The organism is Mesorhizobium sp. M1252, from assembly GCF_040318265.1.
Classification (GTDB): domain Bacteria; phylum Pseudomonadota; class Alphaproteobacteria; order Rhizobiales; family Rhizobiaceae; genus Mesorhizobium.
On sequence record NZ_JAMYLX010000005.1, the window covers coordinates 225,065 to 244,384 of the forward strand.

The following is a 19,320-nucleotide window of genomic DNA, read 5'->3' on the forward strand; positions in this document are numbered from 1 at the left end:
TCTCGATGCGCCGCGCCGTGCGTGGGGTAATGCTGCGCGGCAACACCTATCAACAGGTGGATCAACTTGGCGGCGCTGCGCCTAGCCGGCGTGTCGGCCCAAACGCCTGATCCTGGCCGGCGCGGAAGCTTCAACTCTGCCCCAGCTGCGCGCGGCGCCAGGCGGCGGGCGCCTGGCCAACCCGCTCCCGGAAGAAGCGTGAGAAATAGGCCGGATCTTCGAAGCCGATTTCGTAGGCGATGTCCTCGACGGTGCGCACGGTGAACAGCAGCAAGCGCTTGGCCTCCAGCAACCGTCGCTCGCCGATGAGTCGCTTGACGCCGCTGCCAAGCACCGTATGGGCGGCCTTGTCGAGAAGATGCGCTGTCGTGGCCAGCGCCTCGACGTAGCGGTCGACGGGCCAGTTGTCGCGGAAATGCGCATCGACCAGACGGCGCAAGCCGCGCGCCAATGCAGCATCGGAAGAGCCAGTGGCATCCATTACCTCGGGACCAAGACGCGCGATGTGGGAGAGCGCGACGGCAATCAGCGCCGGCAGGGTCTTGTCACTCCCGGCCTGCGCCTCGGCATATTCGGTGGCGATCATCTCCAGCACCGCCGCAAGCCTTTTCCACGCGACGTGCTGAGAAAGGCTATCGGCAAAGACCGGCCGGTCCAATGGCAGCAGGCTGTGAGCGGCTATTGCCGCAAGCGCATCATCGGCGACCGAAACGACGATGGCGTCGGTGCCGGGCCCGATCGAGAAGCCATGCACGATGGTGCTCGGCACGAAGCTGACGGCCGGTGCCGAAAAGTCCCAGGATTGGTCTTCGATGCGGTAGGTGCCGGATCCGCTGGTCCAGTAGGTGATCTGGCCCATTTGCGGATGCTTGTGCGCGGCAACCTGGCCGAGATGAATGTTGCTGCGCGCAAGCACCGTCTCGACATGCAGGAAGCCGACATCAAGCGGCCGCACCGGCTCGCCATAGACAAAGAAATCAGGAATGGAATTGAGGCTCATGGCGCCGGAAAAAGTCCAATCGGTTTTGCCGTTACGTCCTAACCGATCCTTGCCAGGAGCGCTAGAGTTGATGCCATAAGTGGAGGAACATCATGCGATCGGAAGACTTTCGTGCCGACAATGGGCGCCCGTTCACCGGGGCCGAGTATCTGGAGAGCTTGCGCGACGGCCGCGAGGTCTACATCAACGGCGAGCGCATCGCCGATGTCACCACCCATCCGGCGATGCGCAATTCGGCGCGGTCGCTGGCGCGCCTCTATGATGCGCTGCACGATCCCAAGCGGCAGGGCACGCTGACCTCGCCTACCGATACCGGTTCGGGCGGCTACACCCACAAATATTTCCGCGTCGCCAAATCCTCCGGCGAACTCGCGGCCCAGCAGACCGCGATCGCCGAGTGGTCACGCATGTCCTATGGCTGGATGGGCCGCACGCCCGATTACAAGGCGGCACTGATGAACACGCTCGGCGCCAATGCCGACTGGTACGGCCCGTTCAAGGACAATGCGCTCGCCTGGCACAAGCGTGCGCAGGAAGCCGTGCTGTTCATGAACCACGCCATCGTCAACCCGCCGATCGACCGCCACAAGCCGGCCGAACAGGTGAAGGATGTCTTCGTCCACATCACCAAGGAGACCGACGCCGGCATCTATGTCTCCGGCGCCAAGGTGGTGGCGACGTCCTCGGCGCTGACCCACTACAATTTCCTGGCGCAGAGTTCGGCGACGGTCACCGAAGATCCGTCGCTGTCGGTCATGTTCATCGTGCCGATGAATGCGCCGGGGGTAAAGATGTTCTGCCGCGTCTCCTATGAGCAGACGGCCAACACGGCGGCGGCTCCGTTCGACTATCCGTTGTCGTCGCGCTTCGACGAGAACGATGCCATCCTGGTGCTCGACAATGTCTTCATCCCCTGGGAGGACGTGCTGGTGCTGCGCGAGGCGCAGAAAATCCTGTCCTTCCATCCGGCTTCGGGCTTCATGCATGGCTATTGCTTCCAGGGCTGCACACGCTTTGCCGTCAAGCTCGACTTCCTCGCCGGCCTGCTGGCAAAGGCGCTGCGCGCCACCGGCGGCGATGCCTTCCGCGGCAACCAGGCGGCGCTGGGCGAGGTCATCGCGCTCAGGCACATGTTCTGGAGCTTTTCCAACGCCATGGCCTACAATCCGATCCCCTGGGCGAATGGCGCTGTCCTGCCCAACCTGGAAGCAGCCCTTGCCTACCGGACTTTCATGTCGGAAGCCTATCCGCGCGTCATCGACACGGTGCGCCGGGTGATCGCTTCTGGGTTGATCTACCTGCCGTCATCAGTGCGCGACTTCAACAATCCCGAGATCGACAAATACCTCGCGCAATATGTGCGCGGTTCCAACGACATGGGCCATGTCGAGCGCATCAAGATCATGAAACTGTTGTGGGACGCGACCGGCACCGAGTTCGGCGGCCGCCACGCGCTCTACGAACTCAACTATGCCGGTGCGCCGGAAGAGGTGCGGCTGCAGGTGCTGAAGGGCGCCGAACGCGGCGGCCGGCTGAAGGCCATGGAAGAACTGGTCGATACCTGCATGGCCGACTATGACGAGAATGGCTGGACGGGAGATACCTGGCTCAATCCGCTCGCTTCATCGGCTGGGTGATGTCAGATGGCCACGCAGATTTCGAAGGCCGATTTCCGCGACGCCATGGCAAGGGTCTGCGCGCCGGTCAACATCGTCACGACAGATGGCCCGGCCGGGCGCGGCGGCTTCACCGCCACCGCCATGTGCAGTGTGTCGGACGAACCTCCGACACTGCTGGTGTGCATGAACGGACGCTCGGCGCAGGCGGCCATGTTCCTCGCCAACCGGCGCTTCTGCGTCAACGTGCTGACGCATGACCATATGCACCTGGCCGGCAAGTTCGCCGGCGCGACCAGGGACATGGAGGCACGCTATTCGGCGGCGCGCTGGCAAACGCTGGCCTCAGGCACGCCGGCGCTGTCCGATGCGATCGTCAATTTCGATTGCGAGATCGAGGATGTGCACATAGTCGGCACGCATAATGTCATGATCGGCCGCGTTATCGACGTCAGGCACGGCAGCGGCGGCTCGGCGCTGCTTTATGTCGACCGCAATTACACGCAGCCGACGCGGCTTGGCAGTTTTGGCGGCTGAGCCGCAGCAATCAGCTCTCGCCGGCGATCAGGCTCTCCAGCAGATCGAGCAATTGCTCGAGCCTCTCATGTCCGAAGCGCTGTTCGATGTCGCGGTAGATGACGAGGCGTTCCGGCGACAAGGCATCGATCAGGGCGGAACCCGCCGGGGCGATCGTCAGCACGACACGGCGGCCATCGCCTTCCGCCTTGTTGCGGGTGATGAATTTTCGGCCCTCGAGCGTCTTTATGATGCGTGTCAGGCTGGGCGGCAGCACCGAAGCGCGATCGGCAAGTTCCGTCGCCTCGACAGGGCCGGCCTCGCTCAGAACGCGCAGCACGCGCCATTGCTGTTCGGTCACATCATGCGCCGCCAGCATTGGACGAAACCGCGCCATCACCACTTCGCGGGCATGGAGCAGCGCCATCGGCAGAGAACGACGGGTGTTTTCAGGCAGCAAGAAGCAGCGTCCCCAATGATGCGGGCGGTCGGCGGGACCGCACGCCAAAACCTGACCTTTCCATCCCGTATCGTCGCCTCAACTTGGATGCAAGGCTTGACTTCAGTGATGCTGCATGTAATTAACGCGTTAACTACAGCAGTGGAACAATCCGGGGAACGAGACGCGGTGCCTCACTTTTCCATCGAGTATTCGGCCAACCTCGATGCCAAGGTCGACATGAGCGAATTGTGCGCGCTGGTGTTGCGCACCGTGCTCGGCACCGGGCTGTTTGAAACCGGCGCGGTGCGGGTGCGGGCCTTCCGCGCGGAGGCCTATGCAATGGCCGACAGCTTACCGGAAAACGCCTTTCTCGACATGTCGTTTCGCATTGGAACCGGCCGCAGTGCCGAGGACAAGAAACGAACCGGGGAGGCGGTCTTCTCCGCCGTGAGCGAATACCTCGCCCCCCTGTTCGAGACCCCGCATTTCGCTCTTTCCCTGGAGATCAGGGAAATCGATCCGGTCCTGAGCTGGAAGAAAAATGCAATCCACCCGCGACTGCGCGGCAAGTGACGGAAGCTGATATGTCCGACCTCGAAGGCAATCTGAAAAAGGCCGAGGCCTATCTGGCCCGTTTCAAGCGCGACGGCGTGCTGAACCAGATCGGCGGCGAAGCGGTGCCGGCGGTGGATGGCTCGACCTTCGAGGCCATGTCGCCGGTCGATCTCAAGCCGCTGGCCAAGGTCGCGCGTGGCAGTGCCGCCGATATCGACCGCGCCGCCAAGGCGGCAAAGGCGGCGTTCCCGGCCTGGGCCGCCATGCCGGGCGACGGGCGCAAGAAGCTGCTGCACAAGATAGCCGATGCGATCGAAGCGCGCGCCGAGGAGATCGCCTTCGTCGAGTGCATGGACACCGGCCAGGCGCTGAAATTCATGGCCAAGGCCGCGCTGCGCGGCGCCGAGAATTTCCGCTTCTTCGCCGACCGCGCGCCGGAAGCGCGCGACGGCGAGACGCTGCGCACGACAGGCCAGGTCAACATCACCACGCGCGTGCCGATCGGCCCGGTCGGCATCATCACGCCGTGGAACACGCCGTTCATGCTGTCGACATGGAAGATCGCGCCGGCGCTGGCGGCAGGCTGCACCGTCGTCCACAAGCCGGCCGAATTTTCGCCGCTGACCGCTCGCCTGCTGGTCGAGATCGCCGAGGAGGCCGGCCTGCCGAAAGGCGTGTGGAACCTGGTCAACGGCCTCGGCGAGCACGCCGGCAAGGCGCTGACCGAGCACCCTGACATCAAGGCGATCGGTTTTGTCGGTGAGAGCCGCACCGGCTCGATGATCATGAAACAGGGCGCCGATACGCTGAAGCGCGTGCATTTCGAACTGGGCGGGAAGAACCCGGTGATCGTCTTCGCCGACGCCGATCTCGAACGTGCGGCGGATGCGGCCGTGTTCATGATCTACTCGCTCAACGGCGAACGCTGCACCTCATCGTCGCGGCTGCTGGTCGAAGCCTCGGTCTACGACACATTCACGGATCTGGTCGCGGAGAAGGCAAAGCGCATCAAGGTTGGCCATCCGCTCGATCCCAAAACGGTGGTCGGTCCGCTGATCCATCCGGTGCACGAGGAAAAGGTGCTGTCCTATATCGAGATCGGCAAATCGGAAGGCGCGGTGGTAGCCGCCGGCGGCGGCAAGTTCGCCGGTCCGGGCGGTGGCTGCTATGTCAGCCCGACGCTGTTTACCGGCGCCACCAACAGGATGCGCATTGCCCAGGAAGAGATTTTCGGGCCGGTGCTGACTGCCATTTCCTTCAAGGACGAGGCCGAAGCGCTGGCGCTGGCCAACGACACCCAATACGGCCTGACCGGCTATCTCTGGACGTCGGATGTTACCCGCGCCTTCCGCTTCACCGATGCGCTGGACGCCGGCATGATCTGGGTCAATTCGGAGAATGTGCGGCATTTGCCGACGCCGTTTGGCGGCGTCAAGAATTCCGGCATCGGCCGCGACGGCGGCGACCATTCCTTCGATTTCTACATGGAGACGAAGAACATCGCCTTCGCCACTTCAGCGCACGCGATCCAGAAACTCGGCGGCTGACCGGAGGACATCGGATGCCACTGCCCAAACCAAACCTCTATCCCGCCTTCAACATCGTGCGCCTCAGCCATGTCGAACTGGCGGTCACCGACCTTGCGAAATCCCGCGCCTTCTATGTCGACACGCTCGGCCTGCAGGTTACCGACGAGACATCGGAAGCCATCTATCTAAGGGCGTTGGAAGAGCGCGGACACCACTGCATCGTGCTGAAGAAGGCCGGCAGCGCCGAAGCCCGCGATCTCGGCTTCAAGGTTTTTTCGGATGAGGATCTCGACAAGGCCGAGCATTTCTTCAAGGCAAAAGGCCTGCCGGTCGAGTGGGTCGAGCGACCGTACCAGTCGCGCACCTTCCGCACCCGCGACCCGCACGGCATTCCGCTCGAGTTCTTTGCCCAAATGGAAAGGCTGCCGCCGATTCATCAGAAATATGCGCTCTACAAGGGCGTGAAGCCGCTGCGCATCGACCACTTCAACTGCTTCTCGCCCAATGTCGACGAGTCCGTCGCCTTCTACAACGAGCTTGGCTTCCGCGTCACCGAATACACCGAGGATGCCAGTAGCGGAAAGCTGTGGGCGGCCTGGACGCACCGCAAGGGCGGCGTCCACGACATCGCCTTCACCAACGGTGTGGGTCCGCGCCTGCATCACGTCGCCTTCTGGGTGCCGACACCGCTCAACATCATCGACCTGCTCGATCTGATGGCGACGACGGGTTACCTCGCAAATATCGAGCGCGGCCCCGGCCGGCATGGCATTTCCAACGCCTTCTTCCTCTATGTCAGAGACCCGGACAATCACCGCATCGAGATCTACTGCTCGGACTACCAGACGGTGGATCCGGATCTGGAGCCGATCAAGTGGGACCTCAAGGACCCGCAGCGCCAGACGCTGTGGGGCGCGCCCGCGCCGAAAAGCTGGTTCGAGGAGGGTAGCATCTTTGCCGGCGCGGCCGCGCGCCAACCGGATTTGACGGCGTCGCCGATCATCGCACCGTGACCACAGACGCGAACCTGACGGAGACCGGGATGACTGCACATGGGCGGCTCGCCACCTTCACTGTCGGCGGCAAGACGCGCTATGGCGCGGTCACAGATAAGGGCGTCGTCGACCTGTCGGCGCGGCACAGCCAGTGGCCGACGCTGCGCGAAGTGATCGAGGCCGGCGTGCTACGGCGGCTGGCGGAAGAGGCCGAAGCCTACGCCGTCGATTTTCCAGTCGGCGCCATCGCTTATGAAATCCCTCTGCCGTCGCCGGAAAAGATCATCTGCGTCGGCGTCAACTACCCGGACCGCAACGAAGAGTACAAGGACGGCCAGGCCGCGCCTTCCAACCCGTCGCTGTTCATCCGCTTCCCCCGCTCCTTCGTCGGCCACGACGCGCCGCTGGTGCGGCCGCCGGAATCGCCGCAGCTGGACTATGAGGGCGAGATCGTCATCGTCATCGGCAAGGGTGGACGACGCATCGCCGAGAGGGATGCGCTTGACCATATCGCGGCACTATCCCTGTGCAACGAAGGCACCATTCGCGATTGGGTACGGCACGCCAAGTTCAACGTCACGCAGGGCAAGAATTTCGACCGCACCGGCTCGCTCGGTCCGTGGCTGGTGCCGTTCACCGACGAGGCGCAGATTGCCGACATCGCGCTGACCACCCGCGTCAATGGCGAATTGCGCCAGCAGGACCGCACCAGCCGGATGATCTTCTCGTTCCGCAAGATCATCGCCTATGTCTCCACCTTCACCACGCTGGTGCCAGGCGATATCATCGTCACCGGTACGCCGACCGGCGCCGGCGCCCGCTTCGACCCGCCGATCTGGCTGAAGCCGGGCGACGTGATCGAAGTCGAAGCCGACGGCATCGGCGTGCTCCGCAACGGGGTCGTCGACGAGGCAGCATCGTGACCCCCGAGCAAGTTGAAGATGCCGCGGCAAGGCTGTTCGAAGCCGAGCGTTCGCGCCGCCAGATCCGTCTGCTCAGCCTCGATTTTCCCGACGCGACGATGGAGGATGCCTATCGCGTCCAGGCAGCGCTGGTGAAACGCAAGACCGATGCCGGGCTGACCCCGAAGGGCTGGAAGATCGGCCTGACATCGAAGGCGATGCAATATGCGCTCGCCATCGACACGCCGGATTCGGGCGTGCTGTTCGACGACATGTTCTTCAACGACGGCGCGACGATACCCGTCGGCCGCTTCATCCAGCCGCGCGTCGAGGCCGAGATAGCCTTCGTCATGAAGGCGCCGCTGAGGGGCCCAGGCGTGACCATCTTCGACGTGCTCAACGCCACCGATTATATCACGCCGGCGCTCGAAATCCTCGACACGCGCATCGAACGCGTCAATGCCGAGACAAAGAAGGCGCGCACTTTCTTCGATACGATTTCCGACAACGCCGCCAATGCCGGCATTGTCATCGGCGGCCGGCCGCAACGACCCGATGAAGCCGATATGCGCTGGATCGGCGCCATCGTCTCGCGCAATGCGGAGGTCGAGGAGACCGGGCTTGGCGCCGGCGTGCTCAAGCATCCGGCGATGGGCATTGCCTGGCTGGCGGACAGGCTCGCCCGCTACGGCATGTCCATCGCGGCCGGCGAGGTGGTGCTGTCCGGATCGTTTGTGCGCCCGGTCGAGGCGCGGCCCGGCGATTCCATCGTCGCCGACTTCGGCAGCTCGGGAACGGTCAGCATCCATTTCGCCAAGAGCTGACGGCTCTCATCGGCTCGTCAGTTGGGCTGTTCGCCGCGCAGGTAGTCAATCACCACATCGGCTGCGATGGTCGACATCCGCAAGCCGACATCCCTGGTGATGTCGCCTTCGACGCGGCTTTGCACCCAGCCAAGAAAGGCGAAGGCACGCAACGCGGCGAATAGAGGCAATGCGGCGATGTCCTGCGGGATGAGCGCACGCTCTTGCTGGTAGCCGTCAAGCAAAGCGGTTTCGATCAGCGGGTAGATCGCCTCCTCGCGGTTCTGATAGAGGGCGACGGCAAGGTCGTACATGTGCCAGCCATGGCCGCAATCGTCGAAATCGATGATGCGCACCGCGCTGTCATGGATGAGCACATTTTCGCGCACCAGATCGGCGTGGATGATGCCGAAATTGCGCGCGCTGCGCTCATGTTCCGACAGCGCCTTCACTGCCTTGTCGCGCGCCTGCAAGACCAGCGCGCGGCGAGGACCATCGAGAAAGGGCGAGGTCTCGAACCGGCCCCAGACCGGGTTCGCACCGAAGAAGCCGTCGAAGTCCCAGGCATGGCGGACGAAGCCCGCGGGCGGCGTCCACGAGGCAGTGACATTGTGCATATGGGCGATGGTCCGCCCGATCGCCGTGAAGATCTGGATCGACTGATCGGCCGTGTAGGCCAGTGGCACGCCGCGTGCGCCCACGGCGCGGCCCTCCAGCCAGCTCAGGCAATCGGCCTGCCGGGGCTGCGCCGAGGTGGCCGTTCTGACAAGCACGAACGGATCGCCGGCCTGTGTTGCGACGCAAGACGGCGTGGCGACGCCGGCGGATTGCAGGAAGCCCATCCATTGCAGTTCCGAACGCAGCGCGGCGTCCGTGTGGTAGCCGAGCCGGTGGATGCGCATGGCTGCCGGCTGGCCATCCGGCAGCCGCACGCGGAAGACGGCGTTCTCGCGGTGCTTCAGAAGTTCCGGCTCAGAGTTGCGGACGCCCCAATGTTCGAGCGCACGCCTGGCGAGCTCCGTGACATCGGCTGCCGTTTCGGGCTGGGATTGGGTGGAAACAGAATTCACGCCGGCACTCCGCCGACTTGGCCCAGCACCTCGTCCAGCAGGCCGATCAGGAACTCGGCATTGTCGCGCGAGAACGGCATGGGCGGGCGGATCTTGAGCACATTGCCGTGGATGCCGGTCTTGCCCATCAGCACGCCGCGATGGCGCATGCGATTGGCGACCTGCTCGGCAATGTCGGGCGCCGGTTCGCGCGTGTCGCGGTCGTGGACCAGCTCGGCGCCGAAGAACAGTCCGGCCCCCCTGACCTCGCCGATGCACTCATGCCGATCGGCCAGCGGGCGCAGCAGGCCAAGCGCATAGGCGCCGACGTCTTGCGCGTTGGCGACAAGGTTTTCCTGTTCGATGACGTCGAGGACGGCATTGGCGACTGCGCAGGAGACCGGGTTGCCGCCAAAGGTGTTGAAGTAGCGGAAAGCGTCGCGGAAGGTCGCCAGTATCTCCTTGGTGGTGACCACGGCCGCGATCGGATGGCCATTGCCCATCGGCTTGCCCATGGTGACGATGTCGGGGACGAAGCCGGCGCGCTGATGGCCCCAGAAATGGCTGCCGGTGCGGCCGAAGCCGGGCTGCACTTCGTCGGCGATGACCAGACCACCGGCTTCGCGCACGGCCCCCAAGGCGTCGTCGAAAAATCCGGTGGGCAGAGCCGGGAAACCTTCATTGGCGAGCAGCGGACACAAGATGATGCCAGACAGGCCAATGCCGTCCTGTGCCAGCGAAGCGATCGCTTGACGCACGGCGTCGCCAAAGGCCTTGCCATTGGCCATCGCATCGGGATGGCGATAGCTGTCGGGGGCCGGCACCAGCCTGACATGGGGGGCGCGGCCGCGGATCGGAGGCATGCGCGTGCTGAGCTGCGAAACCGCCGCCGTGTTGCCATGATAGGTGGCGTCGGTGGCGATGATGCCCATATTGCCGGAGGCGGCCTGCGCCATGCGCAGCGCTATGTCGTTGGCCTCGCTGCCGGTACAGGTCAGGATTGCGGTGGCGAGGCTTGCATCGAAGGTCGCCGTCAGCCGCTCGACATAGTCGAGAATTGCGGTGTGCAGATAGCGTGTGTGGGTGTTGAGCAGGCTTGCCTGACGGCACAAGGCCTCGACCACATGCGGGTGGCAATGGCCGACATGGGCGACGTTGTTGTAGGCATCGAGATACTTGCGGCCGTCGGCATCGTAGAGCCAGACGCCTTCGCCGCGCACCAGGTGCACGGGCTCGTCGTAGAACAATTGCGATTTCGCGCCGAGCAGGCGGGCACGCCGCTTGACGAGCGCTTCCTCGCTCGGGTTCTTCTCAGATTGGGTCATTGCGTACCAAACTCCATTGCGTCAGCGGGTCCATCAGGCCCTCGACAGACCTGCATCGATGGCCTCGCCGATCTTTGCCACGTCGGCGGCGCCGACGATCAGCGGCGGCGACAGGATGATGTTGTTGCCGGACACGCGCAGCATGACGCCGGCGTCATAAGTGGCTTCCGAAACCACGGCCATGGTCTTCTTGTCCACCGGCTTTTTCGTCGTGCGATCGGAGACCAGCTCTAGCGCAGCCATCAGGCCCTTGTACCTGATGTCGCCGACGATCGCGTGCTTGGCTTTTAGCCCCTCCAGCGTCGCCGCGAGCTCGATGCCGCGCGCGGCTGCGTTCTCGTCCAGGCGAAGCCGCTTGGTCTCGGCAAGTGCAGCCAGCCCTGCCGCGCAGCCGACAGGATGGCCGGAATAGGTATAGCCATGACCGATCGCCCCGAAGCTGGTCTTGTCGGACTCGAAGACGTCGGCGACCTTGGCGCCGATCAAGGTGGCGCCGAGCGGGAAATAGCCCGAGGTGATCGCCTTGGCGATGGTCATGAAATCCGGCTTCACGCCGGATAGCCGCGAACCCGACCAGGCGCCGGTGCGACCGAACCCCGTGACCACCTCGTCGGCGATCAGCAGGATTTCGTGGCGGTCGCATATCTCGCGGACCAGCGGCATGAAGCTGTCATGCGGAACGATGACGCCTCCGGCGCCGAGAACCGGCTCCATGATGAAGGCGGCAATGGTGTCGCCGCCCTGGAAGGCGATCTCATCCTCCAGCGCTTTGGCGCACAGTTTGGCCAGCCGCGCCGGATCGGTCTCATCGAACGGATTGCGGAAGGTCCAGGGTGCGGGAATGTGGAAGACGCCGGGCATAAGCGGCTCATAGTTGCGGCGGAAATTGGCGTTGCCGTTGACTGACGCGCCACCGAAATGGGTACCGTGATAGCCCTTCTTCAGCGCGAGGAATTTTGTCCGGTCGCCCTGGCCGCGGATCTTCCAGTATTGGCGGGCGAGCCGCAGTGCGGTTTCGACCGAATCCGAGCCGCCCGAGGTGAAGAAGGTCCGCACCATGCCTTCCGGTTCGAACCATTCGCTGAGTTCGTAAGCGAGCTCGATCGACGGGCCGGTCGACGTGCCGCGAAACCCGGAATAGTAGGGCAGGGCGCTGAGCTGGTCGGCGATGGCCTTCTTGATCGGGTCGCAGGAGTAGCCGAGATTGACGTTCCACAGTCCGCCAACCGCATCGAGCACGGTGTTGCCGTCGATGTCGGTGACCATCACGCCTTCGCCTTTCATGATCACCTTTGGCGGGTTGGCCCGCATCTCGGCCGGGTGTGCCATCGCATGCCAGATCGGCTTGGCGTTTTTCTCGGTGAGGAAATTGATGTCGCGCATCGCAAGGCTCCGCAAATGTCTCAGGAGATGAGGTCGAAATGGCCGAGGGCCTCGGCATAGGAAAGTGCCGGCCGCGCGACGTCGAAATGAACGGTGCGCATGCCGGCAGCACGGCCGCCATCGACATTGCGCTGCTGGTCGTCAACGAACACACAGGCGCGGGCAGGCAGGCCAAGCGCCTCGGTCACCAAGGCATAGGCGCGCGGATCGGGCTTGAGGATGCGGGTATAGGTGGCGTCGACGATGGTGTCGAACAGCTCGAGCAGCGGCAGCCGCTGACGGAAGCCGGCGCCATAGAACAGATCTAGCTCGTTGGACAGGATCGCCAGGCGAAATCCCGCCGCATGCACGGTCCGGATGGCGCGGACGGCTTCGGGCCGCACGATCTTTTCCGGCTCGGCTCCGCGTGCGCGCTGGACGAATGTCTCCATTGCCTCCCAGTCCTCGCCGACGAGCCGGCCGACTTCGCTGGTGCGGGTGCGCCAATAATCGCGCTCGCTGATGTCGTTGGCCTGCATGGAGCGCCACAGCGGATCTGAATCCGGGTCGAACGGCCCGTGCCATTGCAGCGTTCCCGGCGCGAGGCCGAGCGCCTGTTCGGTCAAGGCATGGGTCTCGAAAAGGGTCCGGGTGACGACGCCGCCGAAATCGAGGACGAGCGCCTGGGCAGGAACAGCGCTCACGCAGCCACTCCCTTGGCCGGCATGCCGCGCGGGATGATGCCTTCCTCGACCCAGCGGTCGAAGATTTCGAGCGCCTTGCCGACGAACTCGTCGCTGTTGATGTGGGCGTCGATCTCGTGGAACTCGACGCCGGCGGGAATGGCCTTGCGCATCTCATCGGTGAACGCCGCGAGGGCTTCGGGTTCGTACAGCGGCTCGCCCTGCGCATCCCATTCCTGGATGCCGCCGGAGGGCAGGATGAAAGCGGAGCGCCCCTTCGACGCACCGAGCTTGGCGGCGATGGTCCTGGCGACTTCACGGCGGTCGGCGGCATCGACGGTGATCGAGCCGATCAACCTGTTATGAGCATGGAATGGCCGCTGCGCGAACTTTGTCGGCAGCGCCTGCCAGGTCGGCAAATCGACCATGTCTACGGCGCCAGGGGCTGCGATCTGCGGAATGCCGCGGGCGCCGGCATTCTCGAGCCGGTCGGCGCCGGAGCTGACGACCGAACCGGCAAGATGATTGGTGATCTCCTGCAGGCTGAAGTCGAACACCGCGCAGAAATGGTCCTGGCTGGCGATCGATTCGAAGGCCCGGCCCCCCATCCCGGTGGTGTGAAAGACTGCGACGTCATAGCCGCGCTGCTCCAACGCCGGCTTCAGCGTCTTCATATAGCGCAGGCAACTGCTGCCCAGCGAAGTCATGCCGATGGTCGGTCCGACCGCCGGGGCCGAAGCACGGGATGCAAGCACGATCCTCGCCGCACCGACCACCGCGCCGCAGGCCTGGGAAAGGACCAGCTTGCAGATGGTGTTGAGGCCGTAGAGCCCGCCTGCCCACAGGATCATCATCAGGTCGGGCGCGACGCGCTCGGGCGGAATGAGATGCGAGTAGGCGATGGTCGAGACGACGAATTTCGGCACGCCGAGCGGCAGGCACAGCGCGACATCGAGCGCCAAATCGGTTCCCATCGAACCACCGATGGCGATGAAGGCGTCGATCTCGCCGCGCTGGTGAAGCTGGCGCACCAGCTGAACGGCGCCGACGGCCATCAATGTCATGGCGGTGTTTTCGTCGCCGCTCGAGACGATTTCGGCCATCGTCACGCCAGCGGCCCGCGCAACGGCATGCTTGTCGTGATCGGGACTATAGGCGGGGGCGCCCAGCACGCTGACATCCATCATCACGGCGCGGCCACCGGATGCCTCGATACACGCTTTCATGAACAGCAGTTCGTCGGTCTTGGTGTCGCCCGTGCCGATGACCAGGATGCGGGGCGTCGCCATATCTGCAGACATCAGGCCTGCCTCCTCAGGGTTTGCAGGTTTTCGCCATTGAGGCGCATCGAAATCTCCCGTGCCGCGGTCACAACCGCAAGCCCTCGTTCCACGATCGCAGCCGGTGTCGTCCTGGCCTTCGGGGCTGCCACCGCAATTTTCCCCAGCGCAAGTCCGTTGGCGGCGCGGATTGCAGCCGCGACGCCGATCACGCCGTCCTCATGGCCCTGGTCGCAGATCGAATAGCCGCGGTCGCGCGCCTCGCCGATCGACTTTGAAATGGCGGCCGGCTCGACGAGGGTATGATCGGTGAAGGCCTCAAGCGAACCTGTCAGGCATGCTTTCACGGTCGCGTTGTCGGCGAAGGCGAGATAGGCGATGCCGGAGGCGGTGGAATGCAGCGGCAGAAGCTGGCCGACATCGATGTTCACCCGGTTTGCCCAGCTTGAATGCTCGACATGGACGGTGATCAGCCTGTCGACGCCGAATTCCGACAGATGCACCGTCTCGGTTGTCGAACCCGCCAAATCCTGCGCCACGGGAATTGCCGTTTGCAGGAACGGGAAGCAGGCTTCGCCGATACGCGCCAGCCGCGACAGGCCGGCGCCGAGGCGATAGTGCCGCGTGCCGGCATCCTGCTCGACGAAGCCATGGCCGCCCAGCGCCATCAGCAGCCGCCGCGTCGTCGCCTTGTCCAAGGCGCACCGCCGCGCGAGATCGGAAAGTCCGAGCTCGGGCTCGTCCGCCGTGAACAGCTCCAGAAGTGAAATCGCCTTGCCGACCGTACCCATCCAGCCTCCCGCTCGGATAGAAACTTAATGTGTGAATTAACTTGACAGGCATCCGCATTCTTTGCAAGTCTATATTCAAAATAAGGGTTCAAATAATGAACCGATGGCATTCAGGGAACAGGCCGAGCGGCCGCGAACCCAGGGGTTCGTAAGACTGGAGGGACAAATGTCAGCAGTTTCGGAACAGGCGCCCGCCAACAGGCTGCGCAAGAACAGTCTTGGCGTCGGCGCTATCACCTTCATGGTGATTTCGGCGGCGGCGCCGCTCACCGCGGTCGCCGGCGGCACGCCGCTCGGCATGCTTATGGGCAATGGGGCGGGCTTTGCCGGAACCTATCTTATCGTGACCGTGTTGCTGCTGCTGTTTGCGGTCGGCTACGTCGCCATGTCGCGCCATGTCGGCAATGCCGGCGCCTTCTATGCCTATGCCGCGCGCGGGCTCGGCGGTTTTGCCGGCGGCGCAACCGCAATCATCGCGATCCTGTCCTACAACGCCATGCAGATCGGGGTCATGGGCCTGCTGGGGGCCGCGACCGCCGGCCTGTTCGCCGGCTGGGGCATCGACCTGCCCTGGTGGGTGTGGAGCTTCATCGCCGTCGCCATCGTCGCGGTGTTGGGCTACCGCCAGGTCGACCTCTCGGCCAAGATCCTGACGGTGCTGGTGCTGTGCGAATACATCGTGGTGCTGGTGTTAGACCTCGCCATCCTCAAGACCGGTGGCGACAGCGGCCTCTCGGCGGCGCCGTTCAGCTGGAGCCAGATCGTCAGCGGCTCGCCCGCCATCGCCATCCTGTTCTGTTTCGCCGCCTTCATCGGTTTCGAGGCGACGACGATCTACGCCGAGGAAGCCCGCGACCCCAAGGTGACCATTCCGCGCGCCACCTATTTCTCCGTGCTGCTGATCGGCGTCTTCTACATGGTCACGGCCTGGCTGATGGCGGTCGGCGCCGGCGTCGACAAATTGTTGCCGGCACTGCAGGCGCTTCAGGATCCGACGACTTTCCTGTTCGGCCTGTCCGACCGCTACGCCGGAACCATGCTGTCGCACGCCATGGGCATCCTGTTCGTGTCGAGCCTGTTTGCCGGCGTGCTGGCGTTCCACAACGCGGTTGCCCGCTACATCTACGTCTCGGGCCGCGAGAAGCTGTTGCCTGAAGCGATCGGCGTGACGCATTCAGTGCACCAGAGCCCGCATGTCGCTTCCGTCATCCAGAGCGTGTTGGCAGCGATCGTCATCGGAGTGTTCGCGATACTCGGCCTCGATCCGGTTCTGGCGCTGTTTTCCTGGCTGACCAATGTCGCGACGCTGGGAGTCATCGTCATGATGGCGGTGGCCTCGCTCGCCGTGGTGATGTACTTCCGCGCCAACCCGTCGACGCAGGAGAATGCGCTGAAGACCACCATCCTGCCTGGGCTGGCCTTCATCGCTTTCGTCGTCATCATCTACCTGATCGTCATTAATTTCGGTGGCCTGTCCGGGGCCGGTGGCTTCCTTGGCGTGTTGCTGCCGGGGCTGGTGCTGATTGCCGCGGTGGTCGGCCTGCTGCTTGCCGGTGCGTTGAAGAGCCGGGATCCGGTTGCCTTCGAAAATCTCGGCGTGCCGCTGAAGGACTAGGACAAAGGACAAGGGGGTAGCGCGTTCGGCGCCGCCCCTTTCCATCGCAAAGGGAGTACCGGCGTTGAGCTTTGCCGAGAGCATCACCGTTGAGGCGCTGGAAGCCGATCCGTATCCGATCTATGCGGAACTGCGGCGCAGCGCGCCTGTCGCTTTCGTGCCGGCGGTCAATCTCTGGTTCGTCACCCGCTGGAAGGACGTCGAGACCGTCGCAAAGTCACCCGACATCTTCTCCGCCGTCGTCGGTACGTCTCCGGTCGAACGCTCGTTCGGCAAGCCGACCATCCTGACCACCGACGGCGAAACGCATAGACAGCTGCGCCAAGGCGTCGATCCGAAATACCGGCCGCGCACCGTCGCCGCCTATGCCGGCGACCTCGTGCGGTCTATTGCCGAACCTTTTCTCGACCGGATCGCCGAACAAGGCTCCGCCGAGCTGATGGCGGATTATTTCGAGCCGGTGTCGACGCTCAGCCTGGCGTGGTCGCTTGGCCTTGCCGAGATCGACATGCCGACGCTGCGCCGCTGGTTCTATGGCCTTGCGCAGGGCGCCATCAATTTCGAGAACGACCCGAAGCGGCAAGAGATCGCCGACGCGATCAGCGCCGAGGTCGGCGCAGCCATCCGGCCGACTCTGGATAGACTGGCGCGCGCCCCCGACGACTCGGCGCTGTCGCATATGCTGCATGACGGCATGCCGGAAGGCACGACGCGGCCGATCGATTTCTTGATGCCAAGCATCAAGGTCATCCTGCTTGGCGGCATGCAGGAGCCCGGACATGGTGCCGGTTCGATCCTCGCCGGCCTGCTTGCGCATCCCGAACAATTGCGGCAGGTGCTCGCCGATCCCGAGACCTTTGTGCCCAGGGCTGTCGATGAAGGCTTGCGCTGGGTGGCGCCGATCGGCACCCAGACGCGGCAGACGACGCGGGCGGTCGAGCTTGGCGGCGTAACGATCCCTGCCGGCGCCGCGGTCGCTGCACTTGTCTCCTCGGCAAGCCGCGACGAGAGCCGCTTTGCCGATCCAGACCGCTTCGACATCAACCGCAGGGAAGGCAATCATGCCGCCTTCGGCTTTGGTCATCATTTCTGTTCGGGCCGGTTTTTCGCGCGCGAGCAGATGTGCCTTGCGTTAAGGCTGCTGCTCCTGCGCTTCCCCGATCTCAGCCTGGTGCCGGGCAAGGTGCCGGTGTTTCGCGGCTGGGAATTCCGCGCGCCAACCACGTTGTATGTTTCCCTGGGAGTCCGCCACCAATGATCAGCCAGAATGCCATCGACGCGCTGCGCAAGACGGAGATCGGCGAGCGGGGCTTGTTTATCGATGGCGTACAGGCCGCAGCGACGAGCGGCGCGACGCTGGCGGTGATTTCGCCGATCGACGGCCGCGCTTTTGCCAGCATAGCCGACGGCAATGCCGCCGACATCGATCGCGCGGTCCGATCGGCGCGAAAAGCATTCGAGAAGGGTTTATGGTCGCGCGCCGCCCCTGCCTTTCGCAAGAAGGTGCTGACGAAATTTGCCGAGCTGATCGAAAAACATGTCGATGAGCTGGCCGTGCTTGGCGTGCGCGACAACGGCACCGAGATCGGCATGGCCTACAAGGCCGAGCCGCTGTCGGCGGCCGGCACCATCCGCTACTACGCCGAGGCGATCGACAAGGTCTATGGCGAGATCGCGCCGACGGCCGACAATGTGCTCGGGCTGATCCACAGGGAGCCACTCGGTGTCGTCGGCGTCATCGTGCCGTGGAACTTCCCGCTGATGATCGGTGCCTGGAAGATTGCGCCCGCACTGGCCACCGGCAACAGCGTCGTCGTCAAGCCGCCGGAGATCGCCTCGCTGACCTTGCTGCGGCTGGCCGAACTCGCAAGCGAGGCTGGACTTCCCGAAGGCGTGTTCAACGTCGTTACCGGTCATGGTGCTGTCGCCGGCGAAGCGCTTGGCCTCCATATGGATGTCGACGCCATCGCCTTTACCGGATCGGGGCCGGTCGGCCGGCGGCTGCTCGAATACTCCGCCCGTTCCAATTTGAAGCGGGTCTTCCTCGAGCTTGGCGGCAAGTCGCCCAACATCGTCTTTGCCGACGCTCCGGACCTGAAGCAGGCGGCGGTCGTCTCGGCCAACGGCATCTTTCGCAATTCAGGCCAGGTCTGCGTGGCGGGCTCGCGTCTGCTCGTCCAGTCGTCGGTCTATGATCTTTTCATGGACGAACTTGTCTCGGCAACCACGCGGCTCAAGGTCGGCGACCCGCTCGATCTCGCCAGCGATATCGGTGCGGTATCGAGCGCCGAACAGCTGGACAAGAATCTCGGCTTCGTCGCCATGGCGCAAGCCGAAGGCGCCCGTCTCGTCGCCGGTGGCGAACGGATACTGACCGAGACCGGCGGCAGCTACATGGCGCCGACGATCTTCGAGAACGTGACGCAAGAGATGCAGTTGGCGCGCGAGGAGGTGTTCGGACCGGTGCTCGGCGTGATGCGCTTCGAGACCGAGGAGGAGGCGGTGCATCTGGCCAACTCCACTGTCTACGGACTTGCCTCGGCGGTGTGGACCGCCAATCTTTCCACGGCCCATCGCATGGTGCGCGCCATCAACGCCGGTGTCGTCCACGTCAACACCTATGGCGGAGCCGATATCACCGTGCCGCTTGGCGGCGTCAAGCAGTCCGGTTCCGGCCGTGACAAGTCGCTGCATGCGCTGGAGAAATTTGTCGACCTCAAGACCGCCTGGATTGCGCTCTGAGCCTCGCGGAAAGGCCAGCATATCTGCTCTTTTCGTCAAGCTTGGCCTCAGAACGCCACGCTGGTGCTGATTGGCGGCGATCAGGTCGTCGCTATCGGCAGCTCGACTAGCGTGG

The 19,320-nt window shown here is 64.0% G+C and carries 18 protein-coding genes; 10 read left to right on the forward strand and 8 right to left on the reverse strand.

The features are described 5' to 3' along the window. Nucleotides 1-130 precede the first annotated feature (130 nt). Nucleotides 131-1,000 carry a helix-turn-helix domain-containing protein gene (locus NKH22_RS12800; protein ID WP_023748000.1) on the reverse strand — a complete coding sequence of 290 codons (870 nt, stop codon included), beginning with the start codon at nt 998-1,000 and terminating at the stop codon, nt 131-133. A gap of 92 nt (nt 1,001-1,092) precedes the next feature. On the opposite strand from NKH22_RS12800, the gene NKH22_RS12805 reads away from it, so the two are divergent. Both NKH22_RS12805 and NKH22_RS12810 read left to right on the forward strand, forming a co-directional pair. Continuing rightward, nucleotides 1,093-2,637, forward strand: coding sequence for a 4-hydroxyphenylacetate 3-hydroxylase N-terminal domain-containing protein (locus tag NKH22_RS12805; RefSeq protein WP_023704721.1), 1,545 nt, complete (start codon nt 1,093-1,095; stop codon nt 2,635-2,637). A gap of 6 nt (nt 2,638-2,643) precedes the next feature. Beyond that, a complete protein-coding gene (locus tag NKH22_RS12810; RefSeq protein WP_023729173.1) occupies nt 2,644-3,153 on the forward strand; it encodes a flavin reductase in 510 nt (169 codons plus the stop codon). A 10-nt stretch (nt 3,154-3,163) separates the two neighbouring features. Here NKH22_RS12810 and hpaR read toward each other — a convergent pair whose 3' ends face one another. After that, nucleotides 3,164-3,559 carry a homoprotocatechuate degradation operon regulator HpaR gene (gene hpaR / locus NKH22_RS12815; protein WP_023704722.1) on the reverse strand — a complete coding sequence of 132 codons (396 nt, stop codon included), beginning with the start codon at nt 3,557-3,559 and terminating at the stop codon, nt 3,164-3,166. Between the two features lie 201 nt (nt 3,560-3,760). On the opposite strand from hpaR, the gene NKH22_RS12820 reads away from it, so the two are divergent. From NKH22_RS12820 to hpaH, 5 genes are read left to right on the forward strand one after another with little or no spacing between them, the layout of a single operon-like run. Further along, nucleotides 3,761-4,147 carry a 5-carboxymethyl-2-hydroxymuconate Delta-isomerase gene (locus tag NKH22_RS12820; protein ID WP_352909825.1) on the forward strand — a complete coding sequence of 129 codons (387 nt, stop codon included), beginning with the start codon at nt 3,761-3,763 and terminating at the stop codon, nt 4,145-4,147. An 11-nt stretch (nt 4,148-4,158) separates the two neighbouring features. Then, a complete protein-coding gene (hpaE, locus tag NKH22_RS12825) occupies nt 4,159-5,676 on the forward strand; it encodes a 5-carboxymethyl-2-hydroxymuconate semialdehyde dehydrogenase (RefSeq protein WP_352787574.1) in 1,518 nt (505 codons plus the stop codon). Nucleotides 5,677-5,690: 14 nt separating this feature from the next. Then, on the forward strand, nt 5,691-6,671 hold the full coding sequence (hpaD, locus tag NKH22_RS12830) for a 3,4-dihydroxyphenylacetate 2,3-dioxygenase (protein WP_352909680.1): 981 nt from the start codon (nt 5,691-5,693) through the stop codon (nt 6,669-6,671). 29 nt (nt 6,672-6,700) lie between these two features. Next, nucleotides 6,701-7,576, forward strand: coding sequence for a fumarylacetoacetate hydrolase family protein (locus tag NKH22_RS12835; protein WP_023820912.1), 876 nt, complete (start codon nt 6,701-6,703; stop codon nt 7,574-7,576). Further along, nucleotides 7,570-8,379: a 2-oxo-hept-4-ene-1,7-dioate hydratase gene (gene hpaH, locus NKH22_RS12840; protein WP_352909827.1), complete on the forward strand. Its 810-nt coding sequence runs from the start codon at nt 7,570-7,572 to the stop codon at nt 8,377-8,379. Before NKH22_RS12835 ends, hpaH begins: the two co-directional genes overlap by 7 nt. Before the next feature lie 17 nt (nt 8,380-8,396). On the opposite strand, the gene NKH22_RS12845 is transcribed toward hpaH, so the two are convergent. Genes NKH22_RS12845 through NKH22_RS12870 form a run of 6 tightly spaced genes read right to left on the reverse strand, consistent with a single transcriptional unit; the run spans nt 8,397 to nt 14,848 of the window. Further along, nucleotides 8,397-9,428: a phosphotransferase enzyme family protein gene (locus NKH22_RS12845; RefSeq protein ID WP_023667832.1), complete on the reverse strand. Its 1,032-nt coding sequence runs from the start codon at nt 9,426-9,428 to the stop codon at nt 8,397-8,399. Next, on the reverse strand, nt 9,425-10,732 hold the full coding sequence (locus tag NKH22_RS12850) for an aminotransferase class III-fold pyridoxal phosphate-dependent enzyme (protein WP_023729177.1): 1,308 nt from the start codon (nt 10,730-10,732) through the stop codon (nt 9,425-9,427). The genes NKH22_RS12845 and NKH22_RS12850 overlap by 4 nt, the downstream gene beginning before the upstream one ends. A gap of 33 nt (nt 10,733-10,765) precedes the next feature. Then, on the reverse strand, nt 10,766-12,115 hold the full coding sequence (locus tag NKH22_RS12855; RefSeq protein WP_352909683.1) for an aminotransferase class III-fold pyridoxal phosphate-dependent enzyme: 1,350 nt from the start codon (nt 12,113-12,115) through the stop codon (nt 10,766-10,768). A gap of 20 nt (nt 12,116-12,135) precedes the next feature. Beyond that, nucleotides 12,136-12,798, reverse strand: coding sequence for an HAD family hydrolase (locus NKH22_RS12860; RefSeq protein ID WP_023820914.1), 663 nt, complete (start codon nt 12,796-12,798; stop codon nt 12,136-12,138). Further along, nucleotides 12,795-14,078 carry a Tm-1-like ATP-binding domain-containing protein gene (locus tag NKH22_RS12865; RefSeq protein WP_023686943.1) on the reverse strand — a complete coding sequence of 428 codons (1,284 nt, stop codon included), beginning with the start codon at nt 14,076-14,078 and terminating at the stop codon, nt 12,795-12,797. The genes NKH22_RS12860 and NKH22_RS12865 overlap by 4 nt, the downstream gene beginning before the upstream one ends. After that, nucleotides 14,078-14,848 carry an IclR family transcriptional regulator gene (locus NKH22_RS12870; protein WP_352909685.1) on the reverse strand — a complete coding sequence of 257 codons (771 nt, stop codon included), beginning with the start codon at nt 14,846-14,848 and terminating at the stop codon, nt 14,078-14,080. Before NKH22_RS12870 ends, NKH22_RS12865 begins: the two co-directional genes overlap by 1 nt. Nucleotides 14,849-15,014: 166 nt before the next feature. Here NKH22_RS12870 and NKH22_RS12875 point away from each other — a divergent pair, with 166 nt between their 5' ends. From NKH22_RS12875 to NKH22_RS12885, 3 genes are all read left to right on the forward strand, one after another. After that, entirely contained in the window at nt 15,015-16,463 is a 1,449-nt protein-coding gene (locus tag NKH22_RS12875; RefSeq protein ID WP_023820917.1) for an APC family permease, read from the forward strand. Nucleotides 16,464-16,527: 64 nt separating this feature from the next. Continuing rightward, nucleotides 16,528-17,721, forward strand: a complete 1,194-nt coding sequence (locus NKH22_RS12880; protein WP_023820918.1) for a cytochrome P450 — start codon at nt 16,528-16,530, stop codon at nt 17,719-17,721. Then, a complete protein-coding gene (locus NKH22_RS12885) occupies nt 17,718-19,205 on the forward strand; it encodes an aldehyde dehydrogenase (RefSeq protein ID WP_023820919.1) in 1,488 nt (495 codons plus the stop codon). The genes NKH22_RS12880 and NKH22_RS12885 overlap by 4 nt, the downstream gene beginning before the upstream one ends. The last annotated feature ends 115 nt before the right edge of the window (nt 19,206-19,320 follow it).

Bases quoted from the DNA above. Each gene is read 5' to 3' on its own strand.
- hpaD (WP_352909680.1), top strand. From the start codon at position 5,691: ATGCCACTGCCCAAACCAAACCTCTATCCCGCCTTCAACATCGTGCGC.
- NKH22_RS12835 (WP_023820912.1), top strand. From the start codon at position 6,701: ATGACTGCACATGGGCGGCTCGCCACCTTCACTGTCGGCGGCAAGACG.
- NKH22_RS12800 (WP_023748000.1), bottom strand. From the start codon at position 1,000: ATGAGCCTCAATTCCATTCCTGATTTCTTTGTCTATGGCGAGCCGGTG.
- NKH22_RS12865 (WP_023686943.1), bottom strand. From the start codon at position 14,078: ATGTCTGCAGATATGGCGACGCCCCGCATCCTGGTCATCGGCACGGGC.
- NKH22_RS12855 (WP_352909683.1), bottom strand. From the start codon at position 12,115: ATGCGCGACATCAATTTCCTCACCGAGAAAAACGCCAAGCCGATCTGG.
- NKH22_RS12885 (WP_023820919.1), top strand. From the start codon at position 17,718: ATGATCAGCCAGAATGCCATCGACGCGCTGCGCAAGACGGAGATCGGC.
- hpaR (WP_023704722.1), bottom strand. From the start codon at position 3,559: ATGGCGCTGCTCCATGCCCGCGAAGTGGTGATGGCGCGGTTTCGTCCA.
- NKH22_RS12850 (WP_023729177.1), bottom strand. From the start codon at position 10,732: ATGACCCAATCTGAGAAGAACCCGAGCGAGGAAGCGCTCGTCAAGCGG.
- hpaE (WP_352787574.1), top strand. From the start codon at position 4,159: ATGTCCGACCTCGAAGGCAATCTGAAAAAGGCCGAGGCCTATCTGGCC.
- NKH22_RS12810 (WP_023729173.1), top strand. From the start codon at position 2,644: ATGGCCACGCAGATTTCGAAGGCCGATTTCCGCGACGCCATGGCAAGG.
- NKH22_RS12805 (WP_023704721.1), top strand. From the start codon at position 1,093: ATGCGATCGGAAGACTTTCGTGCCGACAATGGGCGCCCGTTCACCGGG.
- NKH22_RS12875 (WP_023820917.1), top strand. From the start codon at position 15,015: ATGTCAGCAGTTTCGGAACAGGCGCCCGCCAACAGGCTGCGCAAGAAC.
- NKH22_RS12870 (WP_352909685.1), bottom strand. From the start codon at position 14,848: ATGGGTACGGTCGGCAAGGCGATTTCACTTCTGGAGCTGTTCACGGCG.